The following is a 23,539-nucleotide window of genomic DNA, read 5'->3' on the forward strand; positions in this document are numbered from 1 at the left end:
ATGCGCTAGTCTCGCTTTTTGGGTCTGCCGCCCGGCAGACTGCCAGAGTGGGGCTGGTGTGAGAATGAATTCGGGCGTTGATCTGCTGCGGATCGAGGATCTTGGCATCTCTTTTGCCATTGTCGGGGGACCGTTGCATGCCGTCAGGCGTGCAAATCTTCGCGTCCTGCCCGGCAAGGTTACCGCGCTTGTGGGCGAGTCCGGTTCCGGGAAATCGGTTCTCAGCCAGGCAGTGATGGGCATTTTGCCGAGGACAGCCCATGTCCGCGGCCGTATCCTGTTTTCCGATCCTGAAAAGCCCGGCACGACGCAGGATATCCTGCAGATGCCGCGTGACGGGCCCGAAATCCGGGCGTTGAGAGGCAGCCGCATCGGCAAGATCTTTCAGGAGCCGATGACATCGCTGTCGCCGCTGCACACGATCGGCAACCAGGTCAGCGAATCCCTGCAGATTCACATGCCCATGGCTCGGGCGGAGCGCAAGGCGCGGACCGAGGAAATGCTCGGCCTTGTCGGCTTTCCCAATCCCAAGCGCGCCTATGACATGTATCCGTTTGAACTTTCGGGAGGATTGCGCCAACGCGCCATGATCGCCATGGCGCTTATCTGCCGGCCCGCGCTGTTGATCGCCGACGAGCCGACGACGGCGTTGGACGTCACCATCCAGGCGCAAATCCTGCAATTGCTGCGCGGGCTTCAGACCAAGCTGAACATGGCGATGCTGCTGATCACACACGACCTCGGCGTTGTCGCCAATGTCGCCGACGAGGTGGTGGTCATGTACCATGGCGAGATCATGGAAGCGGGACCTGTGGAGGCGATATTCCGCCGGCCAGGGCACCCTTACCTGAAGGGTCTGATGGCAGCCGTTCCGCATTTCGACCTGAAGCCTGGCGAAAGGCTGAAGGCGCTCCGCGAGGTGCCGGTTAATGTCGAGAACCTGCTGGGCAAGCAGACGGCGCCGGCATCGAAGGGGGCGGACGACGTCCTGCTGTCGGTCAGGGATCTGAAAAAGGTCTACACCACCCGCAAGTCCGGATGGTTCGGCGGGAGCCATCAAACCTCTGTTCGCGCCGTGGACGGCGTGAGCTTCGACATCAGGCGGGGTGAGTGCCTGGGTCTGGTCGGGGAAAGCGGCTGCGGCAAAACCACCGTCAGCAAGATCCTCATGCGGGCCGTCACCCCTAGCGGCGGCTCCGTGGTCTTCAACGGCCGCGAAGGACCGATCAACGTCCTGGCAGCCGAGGGAGAAGCCCTGCGGTTGCTGCGCGCGAAAATCCAGATGGTCTTCCAGGATCCGGTATCGTCGCTCTCACCTCGCATGACCGTGGAGGACATCTTGAGCGAGCCGCTGGAAATCCATCAGCGTGGCAATGCCGCGTCCCGGCTCGCCACGGTCAAGAGTCTGATGCAGGCAATCGGGCTCGATCCGCGCTTCATCAAGCGTTATCCGCACAGTTTCTCCGGTGGGCAGCGTCAGCGTATCGGCATCGCGCGCGCGTTGGCGCTGGGGCCTGAACTCCTGATCTGTGACGAGCCGGTTTCGGCGCTCGATGTCTCTGTCCAGGCGCAGATCCTGAACCTTCTGAAGGACCTGCAAAAGGAACTGGGCCTGACCTACCTGTTCATATCCCACAATTTGGCGGTGGTGGACTACATGGCGGATCGCATCGCGGTGATGTGCGGCGGGCGTATCGTCGAGCTTGCGCCGCGCGAAATTCTGCTCAGGAAACCGATCCACCCCTACACGCGCTCACTGCTCGCCGCGGTACCCTTCCCCGATCTCGACCGGCCGATGGATTTCAAGACGCTGAAGCTCGGCGGCGCTTCCGACACCAGCGCATGGGGACCGCAATTCCGCGAAGAAGGCGACGAGGATATGCTGTCGCCGCTCGATCTTGGCGGCGGGCACCTCGTGCTGGCCCGACGTTCGGCCGATGTCAGCGAGTTACGTCATTGATCAGCCGTCGCACCGTCCTTGGCCTGATGGCTTCGGCACTCCTGCCGGGCACGTCGCGCGCTGGCGATCTGGAGCCGGAATTTCTTCGGCCGCAGCTGACGGCCAGGGCGCTGCCGGCACTCGCCGAGCGCCTGCCCAAGAGCCCGCGCGCATTGAATCTCGCCGCGATGGGCCGGCAGCCCGGCCAATATGGCGGCACGCTGCGTACGATCATCGGCAGCCAGAAAGATATCCGGATGATGACGATCTACGGATATTCTCGCCTGGTCGGCTACGACGAAAAGCTTAGCTTGCAGGCCGACATTCTCGAAAGTTTCGACGTCGCGGATGATCGCATCTTCACGTTCAAGATACGGGAAGGGCATAAATGGTCCGACGGCAGCCTGCTGACGCCGGAGGATTTTCGCTATTGTTGGGAAGATGTCTGGCTGAACGATGAGCTTTCGCAAGGCGGGCTCGCTCCGGCCCTGATGGCGGATGGCAAGCCGCCACGCTTCGAGATCATCGATCCGTTGACGGTGCGCTACAGTTGGGATGCGCCCAATCCCGACTTCCTGCCCAAGCTCGCTGCCGCTGCGCCGCTATCGCTCGTTCTGCCGGCCGCCTATCTCAAGCAGTTCCACAAGAAATACCAGGATCCATTCCGGCTCGCCGGCCTGATGAAGGAGAACCGGGCGCAGAAATGGACGCTCCTGCATATCCGCATGTCGCGGCAGTATCGCCCGGAGAACCCGGATCTGCCGACGCTCGATCCCTGGCAGAACCGGACAAAGCCGCCGGCCGAGCAGTTCATCTTCGAGCGCAACCCGTTCTTTCATCGAACAGACGAGAATGGCCGGCAACTGCCCTATGTCGACCGGATCATCATGAATGTCAGCTCGTCGGCGATCATCTCCGCCAAAACCGGTGCGGGCGAGAGCGACCTGCAATGCATGGGAATTGACTTCAGCGATTACTCCTTCCTGAAGGACGCGGAGAAGCGCTACCCGGTGAAGATGCATTTGTGGAAACGCACACAGGGTTCGCGGCTGGCGTTGCTGCCCAATCTGAATTGTGCCGACCCGGTGTGGCGTGGCCTTTTGCGTGACGTGCGCGTGCGCCGCGCCCTTTCGCTCGCTGTGGACAGGCGCGAGATCAATATGGCCGTGTTCTACGGATTGGCGCAGGAAAGTGCCGATACGGTCTTGCCGGAGAGCCCGCTCTATCGGCCGGAATTCGCGAAAGCCTGGGTAGCCCATGATCCCGACCAGGCCAATGCCCTGCTCGACCAAGCCGGGCTTCAGGCGCGTGGCGATGACGGCCTGCGGATGCTTCCCGATGGACGCCCGGCACAAATCATCGTGGAAACGGCCGGCGAAAGCACGCTGGAAACCGACGCGCTCGAACTCATCACCGATCACTGGCGCCAGATCGGCATCGCCCTGTTCATCCGGACTTCGCAGCGCGACATCTTCCGCAGCCGCGCGCTTGGCGGCCAGATCATGATGTCGATGTGGTCGGGCATCGACAATGGCGTGCCGACCGCCGACATGAACCCGTACCAGCTGGCCCCCACCATCGATGACCAGCTGCAATGGCCGCTCTGGGGCGCTCACTATCTGTCCCATGGCAAGATGGGTGAGGCGCCCGATCTTCCTGAAGTGGTCGAGTTGATGGCTTTGCTCAAGCGCTGGAACGGATCGACCGAAACCACGGAGCGCGCCGAAATCTGGAATTCGATGCTGTCGATCTACACCGACCAGGTGTTTTCAATCGGCACGGTGAACGGAACGCATCAGCCGATTCTGGTGTCCTCACGGCTGCGCAATCTGCCTGACAAGGCGCTCTACGGCTACGACCCGACCGCCTATTTCGGTGTCTACATGATGGATGCATTCTGGCTTGGAGGCTCCTGAGCGTGCTTCGATATCTTGTCTGGCGCATCGCCGTGATGGTTCCAACGCTGCTGGTTATATCGGCGCTGGTGTTCACCATCATCGAACTTCCACCGGGTGACTATTTCGACAGCTATGTCGCCGAGCTTCGGGCCCAGGGCGAAGCGGTGGATTCCGATCGCATCGAGATGATGCGCAAGGAATACGGTTTCGACCAGCCGCCGGTCATTCGCTACTTCTACTGGGTCGGCGGGATGCTGCATGGCGATTTCGGCTATTCCTTCGAATATGAGCTGCCGGTTCGCGACGTCGTCGGGGACCGAATGTGGCTGACCGTGCTGGTTTCCTTCGTCACGATCATCTTCACCTGGCTCATCGCCTTTCCGATCGGCATGTACTCCGCTACGCATCAATACAGCTGGGGCGACTACGGCCTGACTTTCTTCGGCCTTCTCGGCCTTGCCATTCCGAATTTCATGCTGGCGCTGATCCTGATGTATTTCGCCAACATCTGGTTCGGCACGTCCATCGGCCATCTCATGGACCAGCAATATCTCGGCGAGGCGATGAGCTGGGCCAAGGCGAAGTCGATCCTCGCCCATCTCTGGATCCCGGTCTTGATCATCGGCACCGGGGGCACGGCAAGCATGATCCGGCGGCTGCGCGCCAATCTGCTCGATGAGCTGCACAAGCAGTATGTCGTGACCGCGCGCGCCAAAGGCCTCCATCCCTTCAAGGCGCTGGTCAAATATCCGCTGCGCATGGCGCTCAATTTCTTCATTTCCGACATTGGCTCCATCCTGCCGGCCATCATCTCCGGCGCCGAAATCACGGCGATCGTGCTGTCTTTGGAAACGACCGGGCCGATGCTGATCAAGGCGCTGCAAAGCCAGGATATGTATCTGGCAGGGTCATTCCTGATGTTCCTCGCCTTCCTGACGGTCATCGGTGTCCTGATTTCCGACCTGGCGCTGGCGCTGCTTGATCCACGAATTCGTTTGCAGGGCGGCAGCACCAAATGAAGACGGATTCGCCGCTGCCCGCTCCGGGTGCTCCACTGCAACACTACGTTTCCAGCGCGCCTTTTGACCTGCAGTCGGTCGAGGCGATGACGCCGGAGCAGTCGAAGGCCTTTCAGGCGTCGCAGTTGCGGCTGATGTGGTGGAAATTCCGGAAACACCGGCTTGCGCTTGTATCCGGCATATTCCTGGCGGTGCTGTATTTCGGGATACTGATCTCCGAGTTCCTGGCGCCCTACAATCTACACACGCGCAACATGGACTACATCTATTCGCCGCCGCAGCAGGTGCACCTGTTCCACAATGGCGAGTTCGTCGGGCCGTTCGTCTATGGCCGCCAGATGACGCTGGATATGGACACGCTCAAGCGGAACTACATCGAGAACCAGGACGATGTTCAGCGGCTCAGTTTCTTCTGCAAGGGCGACAGTTACCAGTTCTGGGGCCTGATCGAAGGTGACAGGCATTTTGTCTGCCCTGCCGAAAACGGCCAGCTCTTTCTGGCCGGCACCGACAGGCTTGGGCGCGACGTGCTCTCGCGCATGATCTATGGCGCACGCATTTCACTGACAATCGGCCTCGTCGGCATCAGTTTCAGCTTCCTGCTCGGCATCGTCATCGGCGGACTGGCCGGCTATCACGGTGGTATCTTCGACCTGATCGTTCAACGAATAATCGAAGTTCTGCAATCGATTCCCAGCATCCCGCTATGGCTGGCCCTGGCGGCGATCATGCCGATAACCTGGAGTCCGATCCTGATCTATTTCGGCATCACCGTCATCCTCGGGTTGCTCGACTGGACCGGACTGGCGCGGGCCGTGCGTTCAAAGCTTCTGGCCTTGCGCGAGGAGGATTACGTTCTGGCCGCGCAGTTGATGGGCGCCGGGAGCAGCCGCATCATCAGGCGGCATCTCATTCCCGGCTTCATGTCGCATCTGATCGCGACGGCGACGCTCTCCATTCCCGGCATGATCCTGGGCGAGACGGCGCTGAGCTTCCTCGGGCTGGGCCTGAGAGCGCCGATAACCAGCTGGGGCATCCTGCTCACCGAGGCGCGCAGCGTCAGCGTGATCGCGTTCTATCCGTGGCTGCTTTTGCCGATGCTCCCCGTCATTCTCGTCATCATGGCGTTCAACTTCCTCGGCGACGGCTTGCGGGACGCCGCTGACCCCTACAAGTGAGATCGCTGTTCCCGCCGCGCCCGTGCCGCCGACTCACCCTGGATGATCCTTGCCGGCCGCCGGTTCGATCATTGCAGTGTTCATTGTTCGCCTCTATACGCGGCGAAACCCGATCGGGGTCTGACACGGGTATCAGCCCGAAAAACGCTCTGGTCGGGGCATCGCCGACTGCTTCAGGACGTACAATCGCATATGAGCCGCCTCGATAGCTTCATCCGCAGGATGACCGCACAGCGCGACATTCTCGATCTTGTCTGCGCCGAGGTGGCGAAGATGGAGGGGCCCGTGGTCGAGCTCGGCCTCGGCAATGGCCGGACGTTCCACCATCTGCGCGAGCGCCTGCCCGGACGCCGGATCGTAGCGTTCGACCGCGCACTTGCCGCACACGCCAGCTCAATTCCCGAAGCTGAAAACCTCGTGCTCGGCGAAATTCGCGAGACGGCGGAGAGGTTCATTGGCATCGACGCCGCTCTTGTTCATGCCGACATCGGCACCGGCTATGAAGATCGTGATGCAGTGACCTCTACCTGGCTTCCCGATCTGATTGCGCGTCTGCTTCGCGTCGACGGCATCGCGGTCAGCGGCACGCCGCTCGACCACCCGCTGTTGCAACGCCTCCCGCCACCGCCTTCGGTATCAGCCGATCGTTATTTTATCTGCAGACGCGTGTGAAAGCCGAGACGACCCAAGTCTTCAGGGGATCGTATAGACTGCTATCTCCCGCTCAATGCCGCGCAGCGAGACCTCGTGGGGCACGGGCGTCAGCGCGTTCCTGCGCAACAGGTCGGCGGTCAGATTGTCGTCGACCACCGCATTCGTGGCGAAGATCGCCTGTGCGTCGGCGAGGTTCTGGACCCGTGAAGCAATGTTGACCGTCTGGCCGAAATAGTCCTGTCGCTCGTTCATGGACACGGCGATGCAGGGGCCGGCATGGACTCCGATCTTGAGCACCAGATCCTCGCGCCCGCTCTTGTCGTTGAGCGCACGCATGGCATCGCGCATCCTGAGGGCCGCGGCAATCGCACGATCAGGGGTCGCGAAGGTCGCCATCACCGCATCACCGATCGTCTTCACCACCGCGCCCGCCTCCGCCGCGACGATCTCGTGCAGAACCTGGAAATGCGCGCGTACAAGATCGAAGGCCGAAAGGTCGCCCACCCGCTCGTAAAGCGCGGTCGATCCGCGCAGGTCGGTGAACAGGAAGGTCAGGCTGGTGATCTTCAGGCGCTGGTTGATGTCGAGCGTGTCCGTGCGGTAGAGATCGCGGAATGTATGGTTTGTGAGCAGGCGCTTGGCGGTGAGGAAGGGCCGGCGTTTGCCCAGGAAATCATGCAATGCATGGCCGGCAATGAAGACCGTCGGCAGCACGCGGGTTTCGGTCCTGTTTTCCAGCGAAATGCGCAGCGGGCCAGGTTGCATCTCCAGCGTCTGGTTCTGGACATGGTCGCGGTCGAAGACCAAAGAGAGGCTTCGGCGCTCCTTTGTGGGTTCGCCCTTCCCGTCGATGAACTGCACTGAATGGGTGACCGGCTCGAAGACGATGACGAATTCGGATGGAAGCTGTATGGGCAGAACCGCCTTTTCACCGGGCGCGAGCTCGATATCTTCCAGCGTGAACGCTTCCAACGTTTTTGCGAAATCCTCGCCCGGCAGATCGACGCCGGACGCCCAGTAGATCTGGCGGAAATATTCCATCAACGGCAGTTCGTGTGGATTGTGGGCGGCAATCCTGCGTATTCGGGGACTGATGGTGAATGTCACCTCGACCATCTCGTCGAGGGTCGGCGAATAATCCTCGGAGCATAGCGCGCAGGTATATTCGTCCTTCTGCAGGGTTTTCAGCGTGGCGTTGGTGTCGAGCACGCCGCCGCAGCCGGGGCACAGCACATTCCAGGAAATGTCGAAGATGCCCACCCGCGCCGCATGGAGGAAGGCGCCTATGGCGCGCTCCTCGTCGAGACCATGCTTGCTGGCGAAGGCTGGCACATTGATGCGGCAAAGTTCGCGGTCCTTGCCCTCCGCGATGGTTTGCCGGATCGCGTCGATTGCCTGCGGATCGACATCGGTCGATTGCCGCAGAAGCGAGAACAGATCCTGAGCTTCGTTCATCGTGCAGGCTCCGGAAAATGCGCCCCGAGGCGTGTTGGCTGGACCGGTCCTCGGCCCCAGCGCTCCATCCTACGTCGAAACGGATCGAACGGCCATTCGAATGGACAAGCCTGGTGACAGGTCAATTTCCATTCGGCGGATTTTCACCGGCCGCAAGCGACACTATGGTAGGCCCATGGGGAATTCATCTTTGGGGCTTTCGCCCGTGCCGACACCCGACAACCCGCCATTTCCCGCGGCCCTGCGGCTTTTCTCGGCGGGGGTCATCATCGTCCTGATCGTCGGCGCCGGCCTGTTTTTCGCGCCGGCGCTGGTCAAGCCGCGCTGGCCCTGGCCCGTCACGCCATTCAGTGCCCGCTTCCTCGGCGGCTTTTACGCCGCCGAAATGGCGGTGATGGCGGCGCTCTTGTTCTGGAATCGCTGGTCGCCCGGCAGGCTGGTGCTGGTCATGGCCTTCATCTTCACCGTCATCGTGTCGGTGGTTTCGTTGATCAATCTCGGCTATTTCAACTTCGAACGAAAAGCTACCTGGCTCTGGTTCCTGGTCTATCTTGCCTCGGCTGCGGTATCCGGGCTGTTCCTGTGGCGGGCCAGGGCCGGTCCTTCAGCAAAAGGCGTGACCCTAAACCCCGCATGGCGCGGCTACATGTTGGTGGAAACGGCGATCCTCGGGCTCTATGGCGTCGGCCTGTTGCTGTTTCCCCTGATGGTCAGCAGCACCTGGCCATGGCCGGTCGATCCCTTCCACGCCCAGGTCTACAGCGCCATCTTCCTTGCCGGCGCGGGCGGCACATATCTCGTCTGGAATAGCGCGCCGCGCGAGGAGTTGCTGGTGCTAGGCCTGGCGCAGTTTCTGGTCGGCCTGCTTTCCATCCTAGGCCTCGTCATCACCGACGCCGCGGTGCACAAGATCGGCTGGACGGCGACCGGGACATTGTGCTGGCTCGCCCTTTTCGGCTGGATCGGCATCAGCGGCGCCTTCAAACTCTACGCCGCCTCCCGACATTTTGGTGCGCAACCGGGATCATAGGGTGCAGGGCTGGATTTTCAGGTGACGTCCGGTGCATCGTGCCGGACCGATTGCCTTCGCCGGAAAAGCCATGACCAGTACGCCATCCTCCGAAAAGATCCAGCCGCAACTCCGAGCCGTCCGGCCAAGCGATGCGGAGGCGCTTTGCGCCATCTTCAACATGCCGGGTTTCCGCTGGGGCACGCTCAGGATGCCGTTCGAAATGGTGGAGCAGGTGGAGCGGCGCATCGCCAAGTCCGGCCAGGAAACCACCTGGATCGTTGCCGAACTGGACGGCAAGGTCGTCGGCCATGGCAGCCTGGTCGTGCAAAGTTCGCCGCGCCGTTCGCATATAGGCGAGATCAATATCGGCCTTGACGATGGCTTTGTCGGCAAAGGTATCGGCTCTGCGATCCTTGGCGCGCTGCTTGACGTGGCCGACAACTGGCGCGCCCTGAAGCGGGTCGAATTGAGCGTCTATGCCGACAACGAACCGGCCATCCGTCTCTACACCAGCCACGGCTTCGAGGTCGAAGGCCGGCATGTGAAGGCCGGTTTTACCGACGGGCAGTATCACGACCTCCTGAGCATGGCCCGGCTACGGTTCTGATGACCACGGTCTTTGGTCCAACCCCTAAGCCTCCGGTGGAAGTTCTGGCTGTGCTGTCGCTGCTCTGCCCGGAAGTCGTGCGTGACATCGAGCAGAACTGGAATGCACCGGTTTCCGAATATGCCCGCCATCTGTGGCGGCCGGTGGCAAGGCCGGCATCGGGCCCGTCGATCGCTGCCCGCTCGATCCTGCGCGACATCCTGCATCAGCGCCTTGGTTTGATCATGCAGCCTGAAGAGGTCGGCAAGGCCCTCGAAGAATTCGAGCACAGACCGGTGATCCAGTCCGGCCTGCACTGCCTGCTGCTGATGGACCGGATCACCTTCGATGCTCTCCTGCTTGCCTGGCTCGGTGCGGTCGAAAACGGGCTGTCGGCCTTCTTCGGCTTCATGGGAGCGACGATGACCATGGAGACCGTTGGCCGGGAGGGGCCGGGATGGCTCGATGTCGGCGACGACAAGGTCAACCTGTTTGGCATGGGGCGCCACAAACTGTGCCGCAAAAGCGTCTGCGCGGCCGGTCCCGTCACCCTCAACAGGCGCGCGCTCGAAGCTGTGGGCAATGAGACGGACGCCGGCCGCTGGCTGGACACACTGCTCGCCAGCCAGGACAAGGTGTTTGCAACCGCCGCCGATGCGCTGACAGAACTCAACGAAGACCTGGTCGCCGATTGGGATCGTTCCGGCATGGCCCTGCCGGTCTTCATCGACGATCGGCTCGCCGCTTCTGCAGTGGCGCGGCATCTGGAACATGACAGCAGCCTTCTTTCCAAGCTGCTCCTTGAGCCCGCAAGGCGCCAGCGTCTCGACCATGCCTTGCAAGAGGCCGCGTCGGGCCCATTTGGGAGGTTCCTGCCCAACGCCACGGCCTATTTCTGGGGCATCCGCGAGGAACGTGTGCGCAAGCTCGTCCTCGAGAACGGGCAGCTGATCGAGCCTGACCGGCCGCAAGGTCTTTCCATCCCGTTCGAGCGGCCGCATCTCAAGCAGGCACTGCTGGAGGGCGTGCTGTTGCCGAACTTGTTCCTGATGGTCCTCGTCCTTGCCATATTGCCGCGCGTGCGGATTGTGGGCGGCCTGAGACAGATTGGCTATGTGGCGCTTTTCCACTCGATCCTGCTGGCCGCGCTGGATGAAACCGCGCCGGAAGAGCGCGATCTGGCTGCGGAGCTGCAGGTTCGGGAAAATGCCTGGGGCATGCGGGTCATCGACGAAAAGATGTCGGTCCGCGAGCAGCTTGCCGGCCTGCCGGAAGGGGCGCTTTTCCCGGACCTGCTCCGGCAATACCGGTTGCGGACATTTGCCGAGACGACCGACGACCTGAAACTGGTTCGCGAAAACGCCCGATGGCGCAAGATAGGCCGCGCCTCCGGCCTCTGATCCGGCCGCCACCGGTCATTGCACCACGCCGGCCTTGCGGAGGCCGTCGACCATGAGTTCGAAATCGGCAGGGTTCTTGTAAGGCAAGACTTTGCGACGGTATTCCAGCGAATAGTCGGGATTGACGCGAAGCACCTCCTGCCATGCCGCTCGGGCCTCCTCCAAACGGCCCAGATGGCCGTAGCTGGCGGCCAGAAGCGCGCGCGAGACGTCGGTGACAGCGTTGCGAGCCAGCCGTTGCAGCAAGAGGTCAACGGCCTCTTCGTACCTTCCCAGTTGAAACAACGCCAAAGCCTGGAAGTGCAGAACCACATCCGGAAAGTATGGGTTCAAGGTCTTTCCCCGGGCGAAACTCTCGAGGGCCTCCTCGGGTCTGCCTGAATAGTACAGCGTTTCGCCGCGGCAGACGTGCGCTTCGGCGAAGTTCGGATTGAGGGCCAGTGCGCGCTCGACCTCGTCGATGGCCTCGTCGTGCCGTCGTGTGTACAGCTTGGCTATCGCTAGCGCCCAGTGCGCCCAGGGATCGCTGTCATCCAGCGCTACCGCTCGCGCCGCGGCTTCTTCCGCTTGCGCCATCGATTCCGGCGGAGACGCACCCCACCTGTTCAGATAATCGATTCCGTGCGTGAGGGCGAGGAAAGCGTAGGCAGAGGCAAAGTTCGGGTCCAGCTCGGTGGCACGCTGCAAGAGCTCGCGGGCGGCGACGTTCGTGTCCTTCGTCAGCCGGTGCCACAGCTCCCGGCCCCGCATGAAACAGTCATACGCCTCAATGTTGCGCGAGTGCTCGGGCGCCCGCCGCTGACGGGCATCCTCAGTCAGGTTGAGCGCCAGCGCACCGACGATCTGCTGCGTCACGTCGTCCTGCACGGCGAATATATCGGTCAGGTCACGATCGAACCGCTCCGCCCAAAGATGGCCGCCCGAAATTGCATCGATGAGCTGCGCAGTGATGCGCACCCTGTTGCCCGACTTGCGGACGCTGCCCTCGAGTACATGCCGCACGCCGAGCTTCGTGCCCACCTCCTGCACATGGACGTTCTGGCCCTTGAAGGTGAACGACGAATTGCGCGCGATGACGAAGAGCTGCGACAGTTTGGACAGCGCCGTGATGATGTCTTCGGAGATGCCGTCGGCGAAGTAGTCCTGCTCGGCGTCACCGCTCATGTTGGCGAATGGCAGGACGGCGATCGACAGCTTCGGCGGCGCTGCCGCAGCCGGCAGGCTCGCCGCGGGTTCCGGGGTCGCGGCCGCCGTGGTCCCGACTTGCAGCGAATACACCCGGATCGGCTCGGCGATGTTCTTGAGCTGCGTGCTGCCGAGATCGCTGACCGAGAGGTCGAGCCTCGCCTTGACCTGGCGATAGGCATCCTCGGACAGGCAGATGGCGCCGGGCGCCGCGACGCCCTCCAGACGCGAGGCGATGTTGACGCCGTCGCCCATCAGGTCGCCATCGCTTTCTTCGACCACATCCCCCAGATGGATGCCGATCCTGAACTCGATGCGGCGGTCCTGCGGCACGCCGGCATTGCGCTCGACCATGCCGTTCTGGATCTCAACGGCGCAGCGCACGGCATCCACCACACTGCGGAACTCAACCAGCGCTCCGTCCCCGGTGCGCTTGATCACCCGCCCGTTGTGCACTGCGATGATCGGATCAATCAGGTCGCTGCGTAGTGCTCGCAACCTCGCCAAGGTGCGATCTTCGTCCGCGCTCGCGAGCCGGCTGTATCCGACCACATCTGCAGCCAGGATTGCGGCCAGCTTGCGGTTCTCACTCATGCGTCCATCTCCTTACCTCCACGATAGCAGGAAGGCAGCGGGTGGAGGGAACTTTCGCAAACGACGGCCGCACGGCCGTCCGAACCGGCAGCGCTCCGCCACCGGACCCCACGGATTGCCCATTTGCGCTGCCGCTTGCCGGTTGACGGCTATCGGTTCATCCTTGTGCATACCCTGGCCGTGAAGAGCGTGGCGAGATCACGCGTCATGGCCCCAAGAGCCGGATGATCTCAGGTCGAATCGACCTGAAATCTGAATCCGTCTCTAGGTCAAAGAGATAGAGCATGATGTCGTCCGAAAACCGCTTCACACTTTTCGGCATCATGCTCGGGTGAGGTGTCCATGGACTGCTCGGGCTGCGGTTTCGAGATTGAGGGCGGTTACGCCTTCTGTCCGAAGTGTGGCAGGCGCCAGCCCGTGCCATGCGCCAGCTGCGGCTACCCCTGCGCACCTGATTTCGAGTTCTGTCCGAAATGTGGGGCAAGCGTCGGTGCGTCCGCAAAAACCGTCGAACGGCCTGCTCCGACGCCAAGCGCGACCATCGTGCCGCCTTCTCGAACGCCGTCGCTGCCTCCGGACATCGAAAGCGATGGGCTGCATCCCGTCTCTGACGCCGATCGCCGGACGGTAACGATCCTGTTCGCCGACCTTTGCGGCTTCACGACACTCAGCGAGCAGCTCGACCCCGAGGTGATGCAAGCGCTGCAGAACGAGCTGTTCAAGGAATTGACGGCGGCCGTGCGAAACTTTGGCGGTTTCGTCGACAAATTCATCGGCGATGCGCTGCTCGCTTTGTTCGGTGCGCCGGTGGCGCATGAAGACGATCCGGAACGTGCGCTTCGCGCCGCTCTCGACATGATCGCCCGGACGGCGCGGCTCGGTGAAAGCACCCGCCACTCCGGCTCGCCTCTGTTACTCCATATCGGCATAAACACCGGTCCGGTCGTCACTGGCGGATTGGGCATCGGCACCGCCAAATCCTATTCGGTGACCGGCGACACCGTGAATACGGCGCAACGCCTGCAATCGCTGGCTGCACCGGGTGAGGTGCTGGTAGGCGAGCTCACTCACAGGCTGACCCGGCATGCCTTCTCTTACGAGTCGCTGGGCGATGTCGTGCTTCGCGGCAAGGCCGGCAGCGTGCTCGTCCATCGACTGGATGCACCGCTTGCGGCCCCGCGTGCAGCGCGTGGGCTCGAGGCGCTCGGCCTCAGCGCGCCGATGGTAGGTCGTGGTGCGGAGCTTCATAGAATGCTGGCGAGCCTTGACCAGGCGTGCGGCGGCTCGGCCCAACTTGTCCGTCTCGTCGGAGAAGCCGGCATCGGGAAATCGCGGCTGGTGAAGGAGTTCGTCGCCCGCGTCGGCGACGAGGATCGTTTTCGCAACGTCGCCGTGCGGCAAGCCATGTGCTCACCGCTGGGCGAACGATCATTTGGCGCCTTGGGCGCAGTGGTGCGCAGCGCCGCCGGGATGATGCAAAACGACAATGGGGACGAAATGCGGGGGAAGCTCGCAGCCCTGCTTGCCGATCTCGGCCTAGAGGGCGAGGAGGCGAAACGGCTGATGCCTTTGCTCTACCATGTGCTTGGCCTTGGCGACCCCGATGCCACCTTGCAGCATGTCGAGCCCGAGCAGCTGCGGCGGCAAATTCTTTACGCCGTCCGCACAATCATCGAACGGCGGCTTGCATTGTCGCCGCTGTTGATTGTCGTGGAAGACCTGCACTGGGCCGACGCCGTGTCGCTCGAGGCACTGCGTTTCGTGATGGACAGGTTGGAACGCACGCGGTTGATGTTGCTGGTCACGCATCGTCCGGCGCCGGACAATGACCAGCTCGATTCAAGTCGGGTCAGTCACACGGCGCTCAGGCTTTCGCCGCTCAACAATGATGACGGACGCAGCCTGCTGGCGGCGCTTTTCGGCGAGAGCTGGGTAAACTCCGCAGGAGGGCTTCTCGGCCAGATCCTCGAGCGCGCGGGCGGCAACCCGCTTTTTTTAGAGGAGATCGTTCGCGGCCTTATCGATCGCGGTGTATTGATGCGCGAGGGCCAGCGATGGCGGACTGTGGCGGGCGAAGTCGCAACCGGCATTCCCGCCACGATCCAGGCAATGTTGCTTGCTCGGGTCGACCGGTTGCCCCAAGAGGTGCGCCGGTTGGCCCAGGAAGCCGCGGTAATCGGCCCGCGCTTCGATGCCACACTTCTGAAAACCGTTACAGCCGACCCCGGCCGGCTAGAAGCCGGCTGCGAACTGCTTTGCGATGCGGAAATCATCGAGGAAGTTGCTGGATCGGGCTCGGTCTCGTCGCAAAGCTACCGCTTTACGCAAACATTGCTGCAGGACGTGATCTACCAGAATCTGCTCCTGCAACGCCGGACCGACATCCACGGGCGGGTCGGTGCTGCCTTGGAGCAACTGTGCGGCGACAAGCCGGAACGGCTCGAGGATTTGGCCGCACTCGGTCATCATTTCGCACAGAGTGCCGAGCGAGAGAGGGGCGCGCATTACCTGCAGGCGGCGGGCGATCGCGCTCGCATGATATACGCCAACGACGACGCCCTTCGTTTCTACGAGAGAGCACTGGCTGCGTTGGGCGCGATCGGGCAAACACCGCTCAAACTGGCAATTGCAGAGCGCATTGCCGATTTGAGCGGCCCGGCAGGCCGCCGCGAGATCGCGCACCACCACTACGAGACGGTGTTGCAGGCATACCGCGAGTCAGCCGATCGTGTCGCTTCGGCACGCGTTTTGCGCAAGATCGGTCGGCTGCTCTGGGACGTCGGCAAGCGGGACAACGCAGAATCCCGCTATGCTGAAGCGGCGGCGCTCCTCGATGGAGCGGATGCTCCGATCGAGCAGGCGCATCTCTGGCAAGAACGTGGCCGACAGGCGTTCCGTAGCGGAGATCACTCCCTCGCGGCAAAATGGGCGGACGCGGCGCTGGATTGCGTACGCAGTCTGACAACGGAGCATGTCTCCGACGTAGGGCGGGATGCCACTCTTGTGACCGCCGAGGCACTTAATACCAAGGCTGTTGCGCTGGCTCGCCTCGGGCGAAACCGTGAAGCCGTGCGTCAGGTCGAGCGTAGCATTGAATTGGCCGAAGCCGCCGGTCTACTGGGCGCGGCCTGCCGCGGCTACACCAATCTCGGCGTGCTTTACACGACCATCGATCCGGCAAAGGCGATGGAGGTCTGTCGGCGCGGTCTTGAAGTGGCGCGCCATATTGGTGATTTGGGTTTCCAGGCCCGCCTCCTCGCCAATCTGGCGGTCGCTTGTTGTACTTTCACGGATCGCTGCCCAACGGAGGGCGTGCCTGCTGCCGAGAAGGCCATCGAGATCGACCGAGCGCTCGACCAGCGCGAGCACCTGCCGGTGCCGTTGATCGTGCTTGGGCAGATCCACCAGTGCAACGGCCGTCCGGAACTGGCGGTTAGCCTGTTCCACGAAGCACTGGACGTAGCCCGCGAAACGGGCGAGCCCCAGCATCTGTTTCCGTGCTATGATGGTCTTGCAACGCTTAATCTCGACCTCGACAATCTGGCCGAGGCCGAACGCTACTTTTCCCTGGCGCAGGGTATATGCGCCCAGCACGGGCTCGACCCGGAAGCGCTTGTGGTGCTGCCTTTTCTCGACTAGCCGGGGTTGGGGGTTGGAAATGTCCTCGCGTATTGACTTGGTACCGCTTCAACCAGGCGACCGTGCGCCGAACCTGATACTCGACGCCATTACCCAGGAAGGCAAGATCGCGCTTGACGACTTTCGCGGACAAAAACCGGTGCTGGTCGGCCTGTTTCGAGGTCTGCATTGTGCGTTTTGCCGACGCCATATCGCAGCCCAGGCGCGGCTTGATCCGGAGCTGCGCGAAAGGGGCGTGGAGAGCCTGACGGTGGTCAACACACCGATCGAACGGGCGCGTCTCTACTTCCGCTACCACCCGATGCCGAACCTGCTTGCGGCCTCCGACCCTGAACGCGCTTCACATCGTGCTTTTGGGCTGCCGAATCTCGAATTCACCGAGAACGAGACGAACTGGCCGTACAAGGTCGCGATGGCAGTGGCACAGGATATGCGGGTCGAGATACCAGGCGAGTTGCCCGGTCCGATGGATCCCATGACGGCCGGCGAAATCCTCAACAAGAAGGACAATTACGAAGTGACCGAAGCCGACGAGCAGATGATGGCAACGGGACACGGACAGCTGATAGGTCAGTTCCTGCTGGACCGTCAGGGAATCGTTCGCTGGAGCTTCACGGAGGTTCCAGAGGGTGGGCGATACATGTTTGGCGCGCCAAACCCGCAGGAGCTGATGTCAGCCGTTTCCCAAGTCGCCCAATAGACTTGTGACGAGGTAAACAGGCGGGCTACTGGGGCCGAGGCAATGGTTGCGGCACGCAGTCGCGTCTATCCGCGCATAATGCGATAGAACAGTTGCATGGCCCTCTACACCTCGAAGAGGCGCATCAAACGCGACGACGCCCCGGTCCGCAAGCAGGTCGCTCACGCCGGGCGCGCAATAGAGCGCCTCTGAGATGCAGACCTGTCCGGCTTCAGCCAGGGACTGCACGCGTGCGGCGACATTTACGGTCTGGCCGAAGTAGTCGAGGTTGTCGTTGAGCGTGACGGCAATCGATGGACCGCAGTGAGCACCCATCTTCAGAACAATCCCTGGCCTGACATTGTCGCCGTTGAAGCGATCGATCTCTTCAAAAATATGCAGGGCGGCCGAGATTGCATCCGATGGCCGCGAGAATACTGCCATCACCGCATCTCCGATCGTCTTCACGACAGCGCCGGAATGCTGGTGGACCGCCGCATTGAGAAGAGCGAAATGCTCGCGAACCAGGGCATAGGCGTTGAGATCGCCAAGGCGCTCATACATGGCGGTGGAGCCCTTGAGATCCGTGAACAGGAAGGTGATCTGCCGGATGCCGAGCCCCTCCTTCTCGTCGACACGCTCGGAACGGAAGAGGTGGCGGAAGGTTTGCCGCGCAAGCAGCGCCCCGCCGGAAACGTATGGGTCGAAATCGGGCGTCGGTTTGGTCGTCAACGCGACAAGCTCGGGCGGCCAGTTGATGAGAAGCAACGCGCCACGACCAGGTCCGGTATTCGCAACCTCAATGACAACCGGACCGGGTGGCACGACTAGCAACGCCGGCAAGAAGCGCTTGCCGTCATAGTTGATCTTAAGAAGCGTCGGCTCCAACACCGGATCCCCTGATATGGGTACAGCGAATGCCGCCTGTGTCTGCACGTTGACGCCCGACAGGGCGCCGGGACCGAGATCAGCGCGCAGCATTGTTGTGGTGCACGGCGGCAGGAACGTCATGCCCCGCACGAAGCCTCGCAGAACATCCAGAAAGCGTATGTCCTGCCCGGGCAGCCGCCCGTCATTGCCGAAGCGCAGCTTCCAGTGAAAATCCTCGACAGAGAGCGTTTGGGGCTCGTGGAACGGAAGGCGTCGCAGATGGGGCGACACGGAGAAGGAGACCTCGATGAAGTCGTCGAGGTCGGTATCGCCCGATACGTCGCACAGGCCACAGACGTAATGCGTCCGCAGCGTGCGCAGGGCGCCGAAACTGTCGAGCACCATCCCGGACTGGGGACAGAGCACGTCCCAGCTCATATCGAACAGGCCTCAACGGGCCGCATAAAGGAAGAGGTCGATCGCTTCAGGCTCGGCGATTGCGCGGTCGCGGGCAAAGGCCAGCGGATTGACTCGATAGAGCGCCTGGTCGTCGCCGCTCCTGACAAGCGTTTCGAATTTTGAGATGACGCGCGGGCTCCATGCTCGCGCTTGCTCGATCTCGGTCATCTTGCCTTCGAGAAGACGATCGTTGACCACCATCACGCCGAAATCCCCAATTTGCCCGCGGCAGCCTACTAAAAAATCCTGCCCGATGCGAATGGATGGAAATCCTTCGCGTGTCTCAGGACTTGGGGCGGCACGCGCCACACCGATGCAGACGCTGTGAATGTCGGTGCCGGGTGGTCATTAGCCGACTTTTGCACGCACCGAGCTGCAGGGTTTCATGTGGAGGCGTTGGGAGTGGTCAGGGATAAGATGTTCATTCGTTCACCCCGAGATGATCTGTTGCTCGCGCCCTTGCGACCAGGCTCCCATTCCAAAGCGGACTGACAAGTACGCCGTTCATTCGAGTACGGCCCCGACAGTGGCAACAAAATCATCTAGCGAGCGGTCCCCGCGAATCTCGATGCGCGGAAGGTCGATGGGATCGCAGTCAAGGCCCGCCGGCCCGTGTTTGCGGCCGAAGCCCACTCGATAGCCGCACTCCCTGGCCAGCCGGCCAAGCCGTCGGTCGGTGACAGAGAAGGGTGCCGCGAACGCCGTGGTTGGCCGACCGGTCCAGCGTTCGATGAACAGACGGGAGCGCAGGAGCTCGGCGGCCAGGTCAGAGCTCGACAAACCATCGATCGCGCGATGCGTAGCCATATGGCTTCCGAAGAACGCACCTTCGCCGGCGAGGCGTCGCACCGTTCCGGCGCCCATAAGCTGCGCCGGCGGACCACTGTAGGCGTCCCATTGTGCAGTTTCACCCACCAGATCCGTCACCAGGAACACTTCCGCCGTCAGGTCGTTGGCGCGCAAGATCGGCCAGGCATGGTCGGCAAAGTTCTGGAAACCGTCATCGAAGGTGATGAGCACCGGGCGGCCAGCGAAAGGCTGCCGGTTGGCGATGAATCCTTCCAGCTGCTCGGACCCGATGGCGTGAAAGCCATTGGCGCGCAGCCATGCCATCTGGCTGGCGAAGGCGGCGGGTGTGAGCCGAAAACGGGCGAGCGCGGCGGGACCTTCATCGGAGACGCCGTGATACATGAGGACGGGGATGCGCTGGCGCCGCTCGCTGCGCGCGACGTCGCGGCGCAAGGCCCGCGCCCCGCCCCAGACGATGTTTCGCGCGACCCCGATTCCGATGGGCGCGCGGATCGGCACATGATCTATCATCGGTTCCGTCACCACATCGTCCGGTGACAGGCGGCGGAAGCGGTCTATGCGATAGAGTTCGGTCTGGATCGATTGCTCGAGGACGAGACCTTCGGTAGCCGCCAGCGTCTCTGCGATCGTTTGTGCACCGAATGTGTTCCAGTCGAAGCCCGTCCTGTCGACATTGTCACGCAGCACGAATGCGTGTGCGCTGATGAAACTGCCGCCAGGCGCCAACGCCTCGGCGAATTTTTTGGCAATGCGCCGCAACTCGGCGAGATCATCCAGGTAGTAGAGCACTTCCGAACAGAAGATCAGATCCATGTCACCCGGCAGCGTGTCGGCGGAGAAATCCAGTACGCCGAATTCAATATTCGGCTGATCGCTGCATCGCGCGCGGGCCCGCTCGACGGCTATGGCGGAGATGTCGGTTGCGGTCAGATGGCCCACTCGCGGCGCCAGCTGCCGCGTGAAGTGGCCCTCCGCGCAGGCCAGCTCGAGCGCCCGTCCGATGGGGCCGGCAGGCAGGATTTCGAGCTGCCGCTCGTATTTTTCCTGCTCATAGGACGAACCGTAGTTCCAGGGATCCTCGGTCGCGAAATAGCCATTCCAGAACGACGTGCGATCCTTGTCGTGCCTGGGCCGTGCGCGGCGCGGCGCCGCAGGAGGCTCCGCTGGTTCGGCGCTCGAGCGAACCAGCTCCCGCGCTTGCGCGGCCAGTCGCGCGAGTTTGCCGAAGTGGCTGTCCGGATCGGGCACGCGTTCGGCTGAGGTCAACAGTGCCTCGGCTGCACGCGTGTTTGACGTGTCGGCACCGGCGTCCTTTTGCGGTGCGATCAGTTCAATCCAATGATCCCTTGTCACGGTCCCGAGTACGCCGAACTGCACGACAGCCTCGATCTGGCCATCCATCATCAGGTAGGCATAGATTTGATCGACACCTTGCGGCAGTTCGGTCGAGGTCGGATTTCGAGCGTCGACGCGAATTCCAAGTGTACTCGCCAGCCTGCGCGGCGCGGCAAGATCGTCGACGTCGAGAAGCATTTGCTCAAGATGATACTGGACGCGGCGAGCCGCTGCGGGATTGTCCCAGACATTGCCCAGTTCGGTAATCAACCCGGTGATGGCGCCGCCGAACCTGTCCCACCTGGCGGCCAATTGCGCCGGCACCGACAGGCTTCCTACCGCAAGGCCATCGACGGCCACCTTGGCGATCTCACGTGCCCATTTGCCTCCTGCCGGAAGCGCACGCAGGGACCGCGGGTCGATCGAGCGCGAGCCGCTGCCGCAATCCGACGCGGCGTTCGACAACGCGAACCACGCGAGTGCCTCGGAGGCGGTGCCGCCGTTCGCCTCGATCGCTCCATTGGCATGAGCCGATGCCGGGTGTTTGACCCTGGGATCAGGAGAAAAGCCTCGGGCGATGACGATTTCCGCATCTGCCAGCATCTGTGTCGAATTGCGGGAGCGCGCGTTGGGGCTGGTACGATAGAAAGCGAGCGGCTCGTCGACCATCACCCAATTTTTGCCCAGACGCGCGAGGCGCTGCCATAGATCCCAGTCCTCGCAGGTGCGCAGCGACACATCGAAACCGCCCAACCCGACAATTGTCTCCCGGTCGACCAGCAGCGCGTGAGTGGCGACGGCACACTGGCGGGCGAATGTTTCGAAGGACTGGGTCGCGATCTCCGTCGAGATGCTCGGCGGGGAGAGTTCGCCATCAGGCATCGCGCGCCGGGAACCGCAATAGGCGGCCACCGCATCTGGAGCGGTTTTCAGCGCGGCCAGCATTTTCGCAAGGAAGCCGGCATCCACCCAATCGTCCGCATCCAGAAACATGAGCCATTGCCCGCGCGCAGTCGAAATCCCGCTGTTGCGCGCGCCGGCGGCGCTGTGCGCGCAGGAGCTCAACATTCGAAAGCGGGCATCGCGCTCCACATAACCGGCGATGATCGCGGGGGTGCGGTCCGTGGAGGCGTCGTCGACGACAATCGCCTCCCAATCCACTATTTCCTGATCGAGCAGGCAATCGAGTGCGCGCGCCAGCGTTGCCTCCGCGTTGTGCGCAGGAACCACGATTGAAACCAAGGGATTATACGCCACGCCGTCTTACCCGCGCCTGGTTCGAAGATAGAGCAAGGGTGCCGAGACATAGCCGGCGATTTCCTGCCAAAGGAAACGGTCCTCGAGGACGCTGCGTCCAAACAGTCTCCTGCGGACTCGTCCGAGCCGTCGCGACGCCGCCATTTGGCTGCAGTGCGAGCTTGCTCCTGTCGTGCTACCGATGTTGGAAGCCTGGCGCAGCATTCGCATCCGTGCCGCCGAGCTTGGGTGCCAGCTGTCGCAGATACACGTCATACCGCATACTCATGTCGATCCCCGAAATCGGCGCCATGACCACAAGCTGCGGTCCCTGGCACCTAGCTATGGCAAACTGACGTCCTTTGCAATCGGGGGCGCAATAAAGCAAGCCCACGGAAGCTTTGGCGTGAATGACTGCAGCTATTGGGACTATTGCTCCCCTCCTATCGACCGAAACGCCTCGACTCCGAGGTGCATTCTAGAACGGCCATTCTTCGTGCAAAAGAAGACCCTCCTTCTACTGTTGAGTCCGCGTCGGAAGCTGATGGTCTCAGTATACAGCCGGGAGCAAGATAGTATGCTTGGCGTCGGATTGGTTATTTTAGACATTTCTAATAAAAGCTGAATTACTTAATTTCTCTCCATTGGCTGTATCCTGACATTGTATTACTCATTTCGATCGTAGATTGCGGCCAATGGTCGACTAGATTAGCTGGCTATGGCTGCTATCATAAAGAGGTGCGAGAGCGACACCGATCGGGCCTCGTGCTTTTGCTGCTAGTCCACGAGATGTAAAAGGGACGAACGAAATCGGCATAGGCCAAAAGTCCGGCTTGCGGGCCGGGTATTTTGCTGACATGTTTGCTCGTTTATGGGTTTCTGCACTGTGGCAGGTGTTCAAATAGAGGGGCATAAGGATGGCTAAGGAATCTTCGAGTACTTCGAGTACCGCTTCTTCCGCAAATAAGGCGGACGCAAATCTGATGGGTAACGCAGAAGGAAACGGGCTGAACTTCATGGCCGCCCAGGCTCGCGAGAACGGGGGGCCGGCGACGCCGTAGGTGTCGACAAGATACGTGATCTGCTGTTCGGCAACCAGATGCAGGATTATGACCGCCGTTTTTCCAAGCTTGAAGAACGGGTGTTGCAGCGCTTCAAGGATGTCGAATCCGAAGCCAAGCGCAATCTTGACATGTACGAGTCAAATGCAAAGAAGCAGGTCGATTCGCTTGCGGCGCAATTGCGGAACGAAAAAGATTCACGAGCCGATGCCGACAAGGAGATCGACCGGAATCTTCGCGAGCAAAACCAGGCACTTGAAAAGCAGGTGCGTGCGTTGTCGGATCAATTGAGCGCGCTTGAGCGCGACGTTTCGGACCGGATAAATCGAAACGATCATTTGCTGCGTGAGGAAATCAAGCAGAAGAATGAAGGCGTTCAGATGCTGATAGAGAAAATGTTTGCCGATCTCAGCAACGTCAAGACCGACCGAAATCTTTTGGCCGGCCTGTTTGTCGAGGTTGCAAAATGTCTGAATCAGGATCCCGTCGGCAGCAAGGGCAACTCGGAACGTAGCTGGAAAGTGAGTTGA

At 61.7% G+C, this 23,539-nt stretch carries 13 protein-coding genes and 2 pseudogenes; 11 read left to right on the forward strand and 4 right to left on the reverse strand.

Features of this window, described 5'->3' with window-relative positions; translation table 11 throughout:
- The first annotated feature begins 64 nt into the window (after positions 1-64).
- From HB777_21980 to HB777_22000, 5 genes are all read left to right on the forward strand, one after another.
- Entirely contained in the window at positions 65-1,960 is a 1,896-nt protein-coding gene (locus HB777_21980) for an ABC transporter ATP-binding protein (GenBank protein ID QND66320.1), read from the forward strand.
- Entirely contained in the window at positions 1,957-3,855 is a 1,899-nt protein-coding gene (locus HB777_21985) for an ABC transporter substrate-binding protein (GenBank protein ID QND66321.1), read from the forward strand. Before HB777_21980 ends, HB777_21985 begins: the two co-directional genes overlap by 4 nt.
- 2 nt (positions 3,856-3,857) lie before the next feature.
- Positions 3,858-4,856 (forward strand): ABC transporter permease, encoded by a 999-nt coding sequence (locus HB777_21990; protein QND66322.1) that lies wholly within the window; start codon positions 3,858-3,860, stop codon positions 4,854-4,856.
- Positions 4,853-6,034 (forward strand): ABC transporter permease, encoded by a 1,182-nt coding sequence (locus HB777_21995; protein ID QND66323.1) that lies wholly within the window; start codon positions 4,853-4,855, stop codon positions 6,032-6,034. The genes HB777_21990 and HB777_21995 overlap by 4 nt, the downstream gene beginning before the upstream one ends.
- A gap of 192 nt (positions 6,035-6,226) precedes the next feature.
- On the forward strand, positions 6,227-6,706 hold the full coding sequence (locus tag HB777_22000) for a hypothetical protein (protein QND66324.1): 480 nt from the start codon (positions 6,227-6,229) through the stop codon (positions 6,704-6,706).
- Between the two features lie 21 nt (positions 6,707-6,727).
- Here HB777_22000 and HB777_22005 read toward each other — a convergent pair whose 3' ends face one another.
- Complete coding sequence (locus HB777_22005; GenBank protein QND66325.1) at positions 6,728-8,143, reverse strand: adenylate/guanylate cyclase domain-containing protein; 1,416 nt, start codon at positions 8,141-8,143, stop codon at positions 6,728-6,730.
- A gap of 205 nt (positions 8,144-8,348) precedes the next feature.
- Between HB777_22005 and HB777_22010 the strand changes: the two genes are divergently transcribed.
- The 3 genes from HB777_22010 to HB777_22020 all read left to right on the forward strand — a co-directional run bounded on the left by HB777_22010 (position 8,349) and on the right by HB777_22020 (position 11,141).
- Positions 8,349-9,173, forward strand: coding sequence for a hypothetical protein (locus HB777_22010; protein QND66326.1), 825 nt, complete (start codon positions 8,349-8,351; stop codon positions 9,171-9,173).
- 70 nt (positions 9,174-9,243) lie between these two features.
- Positions 9,244-9,762, forward strand: a complete 519-nt coding sequence (locus tag HB777_22015; GenBank protein ID QND66327.1) for a GNAT family N-acetyltransferase — start codon at positions 9,244-9,246, stop codon at positions 9,760-9,762.
- Positions 9,762-11,141, forward strand: coding sequence for a hypothetical protein (locus tag HB777_22020; protein ID QND66328.1), 1,380 nt, complete (start codon positions 9,762-9,764; stop codon positions 11,139-11,141). Before HB777_22015 ends, HB777_22020 begins: the two co-directional genes overlap by 1 nt.
- Positions 11,142-11,156: 15 nt before the next feature.
- Here HB777_22020 and HB777_22025 read toward each other — a convergent pair whose 3' ends face one another.
- On the reverse strand, positions 11,157-12,920 hold the full coding sequence (locus tag HB777_22025; GenBank protein ID QND66329.1) for a tetratricopeptide repeat protein: 1,764 nt from the start codon (positions 12,918-12,920) through the stop codon (positions 11,157-11,159).
- A gap of 342 nt (positions 12,921-13,262) precedes the next feature.
- Between HB777_22025 and HB777_22030 the strand changes: the two genes are divergently transcribed.
- On the forward strand, positions 13,263-16,559 hold the full coding sequence (locus HB777_22030; GenBank protein QND66330.1) for a tetratricopeptide repeat protein: 3,297 nt from the start codon (positions 13,263-13,265) through the stop codon (positions 16,557-16,559).
- Positions 16,560-16,578: 19 nt separating this feature from the next.
- Positions 16,579-17,259 (forward strand): redoxin domain-containing protein, encoded by a 681-nt coding sequence (locus HB777_22035; protein QND66331.1) that lies wholly within the window; start codon positions 16,579-16,581, stop codon positions 17,257-17,259.
- Between the two features lie 65 nt (positions 17,260-17,324).
- Here the strand turns inward: HB777_22035 and HB777_22040 are convergent.
- Both HB777_22040 and HB777_22045 read right to left on the reverse strand, forming a co-directional pair.
- Positions 17,325-18,771 (reverse strand): annotated as a pseudogene (locus HB777_22040) (adenylate/guanylate cyclase domain-containing protein).
- A 300-nt stretch (positions 18,772-19,071) separates the two neighbouring features.
- Positions 19,072-21,969 carry a glycosyltransferase gene (locus HB777_22045; GenBank protein ID QND66332.1) on the reverse strand — a complete coding sequence of 966 codons (2,898 nt, stop codon included), beginning with the start codon at positions 21,967-21,969 and terminating at the stop codon, positions 19,072-19,074.
- An 896-nt stretch (positions 21,970-22,865) separates the two neighbouring features.
- Here HB777_22045 and HB777_22050 point away from each other — a divergent pair.
- Positions 22,866-23,539, forward strand: a pseudogene (locus tag HB777_22050) (hypothetical protein).

This window comes from Mesorhizobium loti, assembly GCA_014189435.1.
Classification (GTDB): domain Bacteria; phylum Pseudomonadota; class Alphaproteobacteria; order Rhizobiales; family Rhizobiaceae; genus Mesorhizobium; species Mesorhizobium loti_G.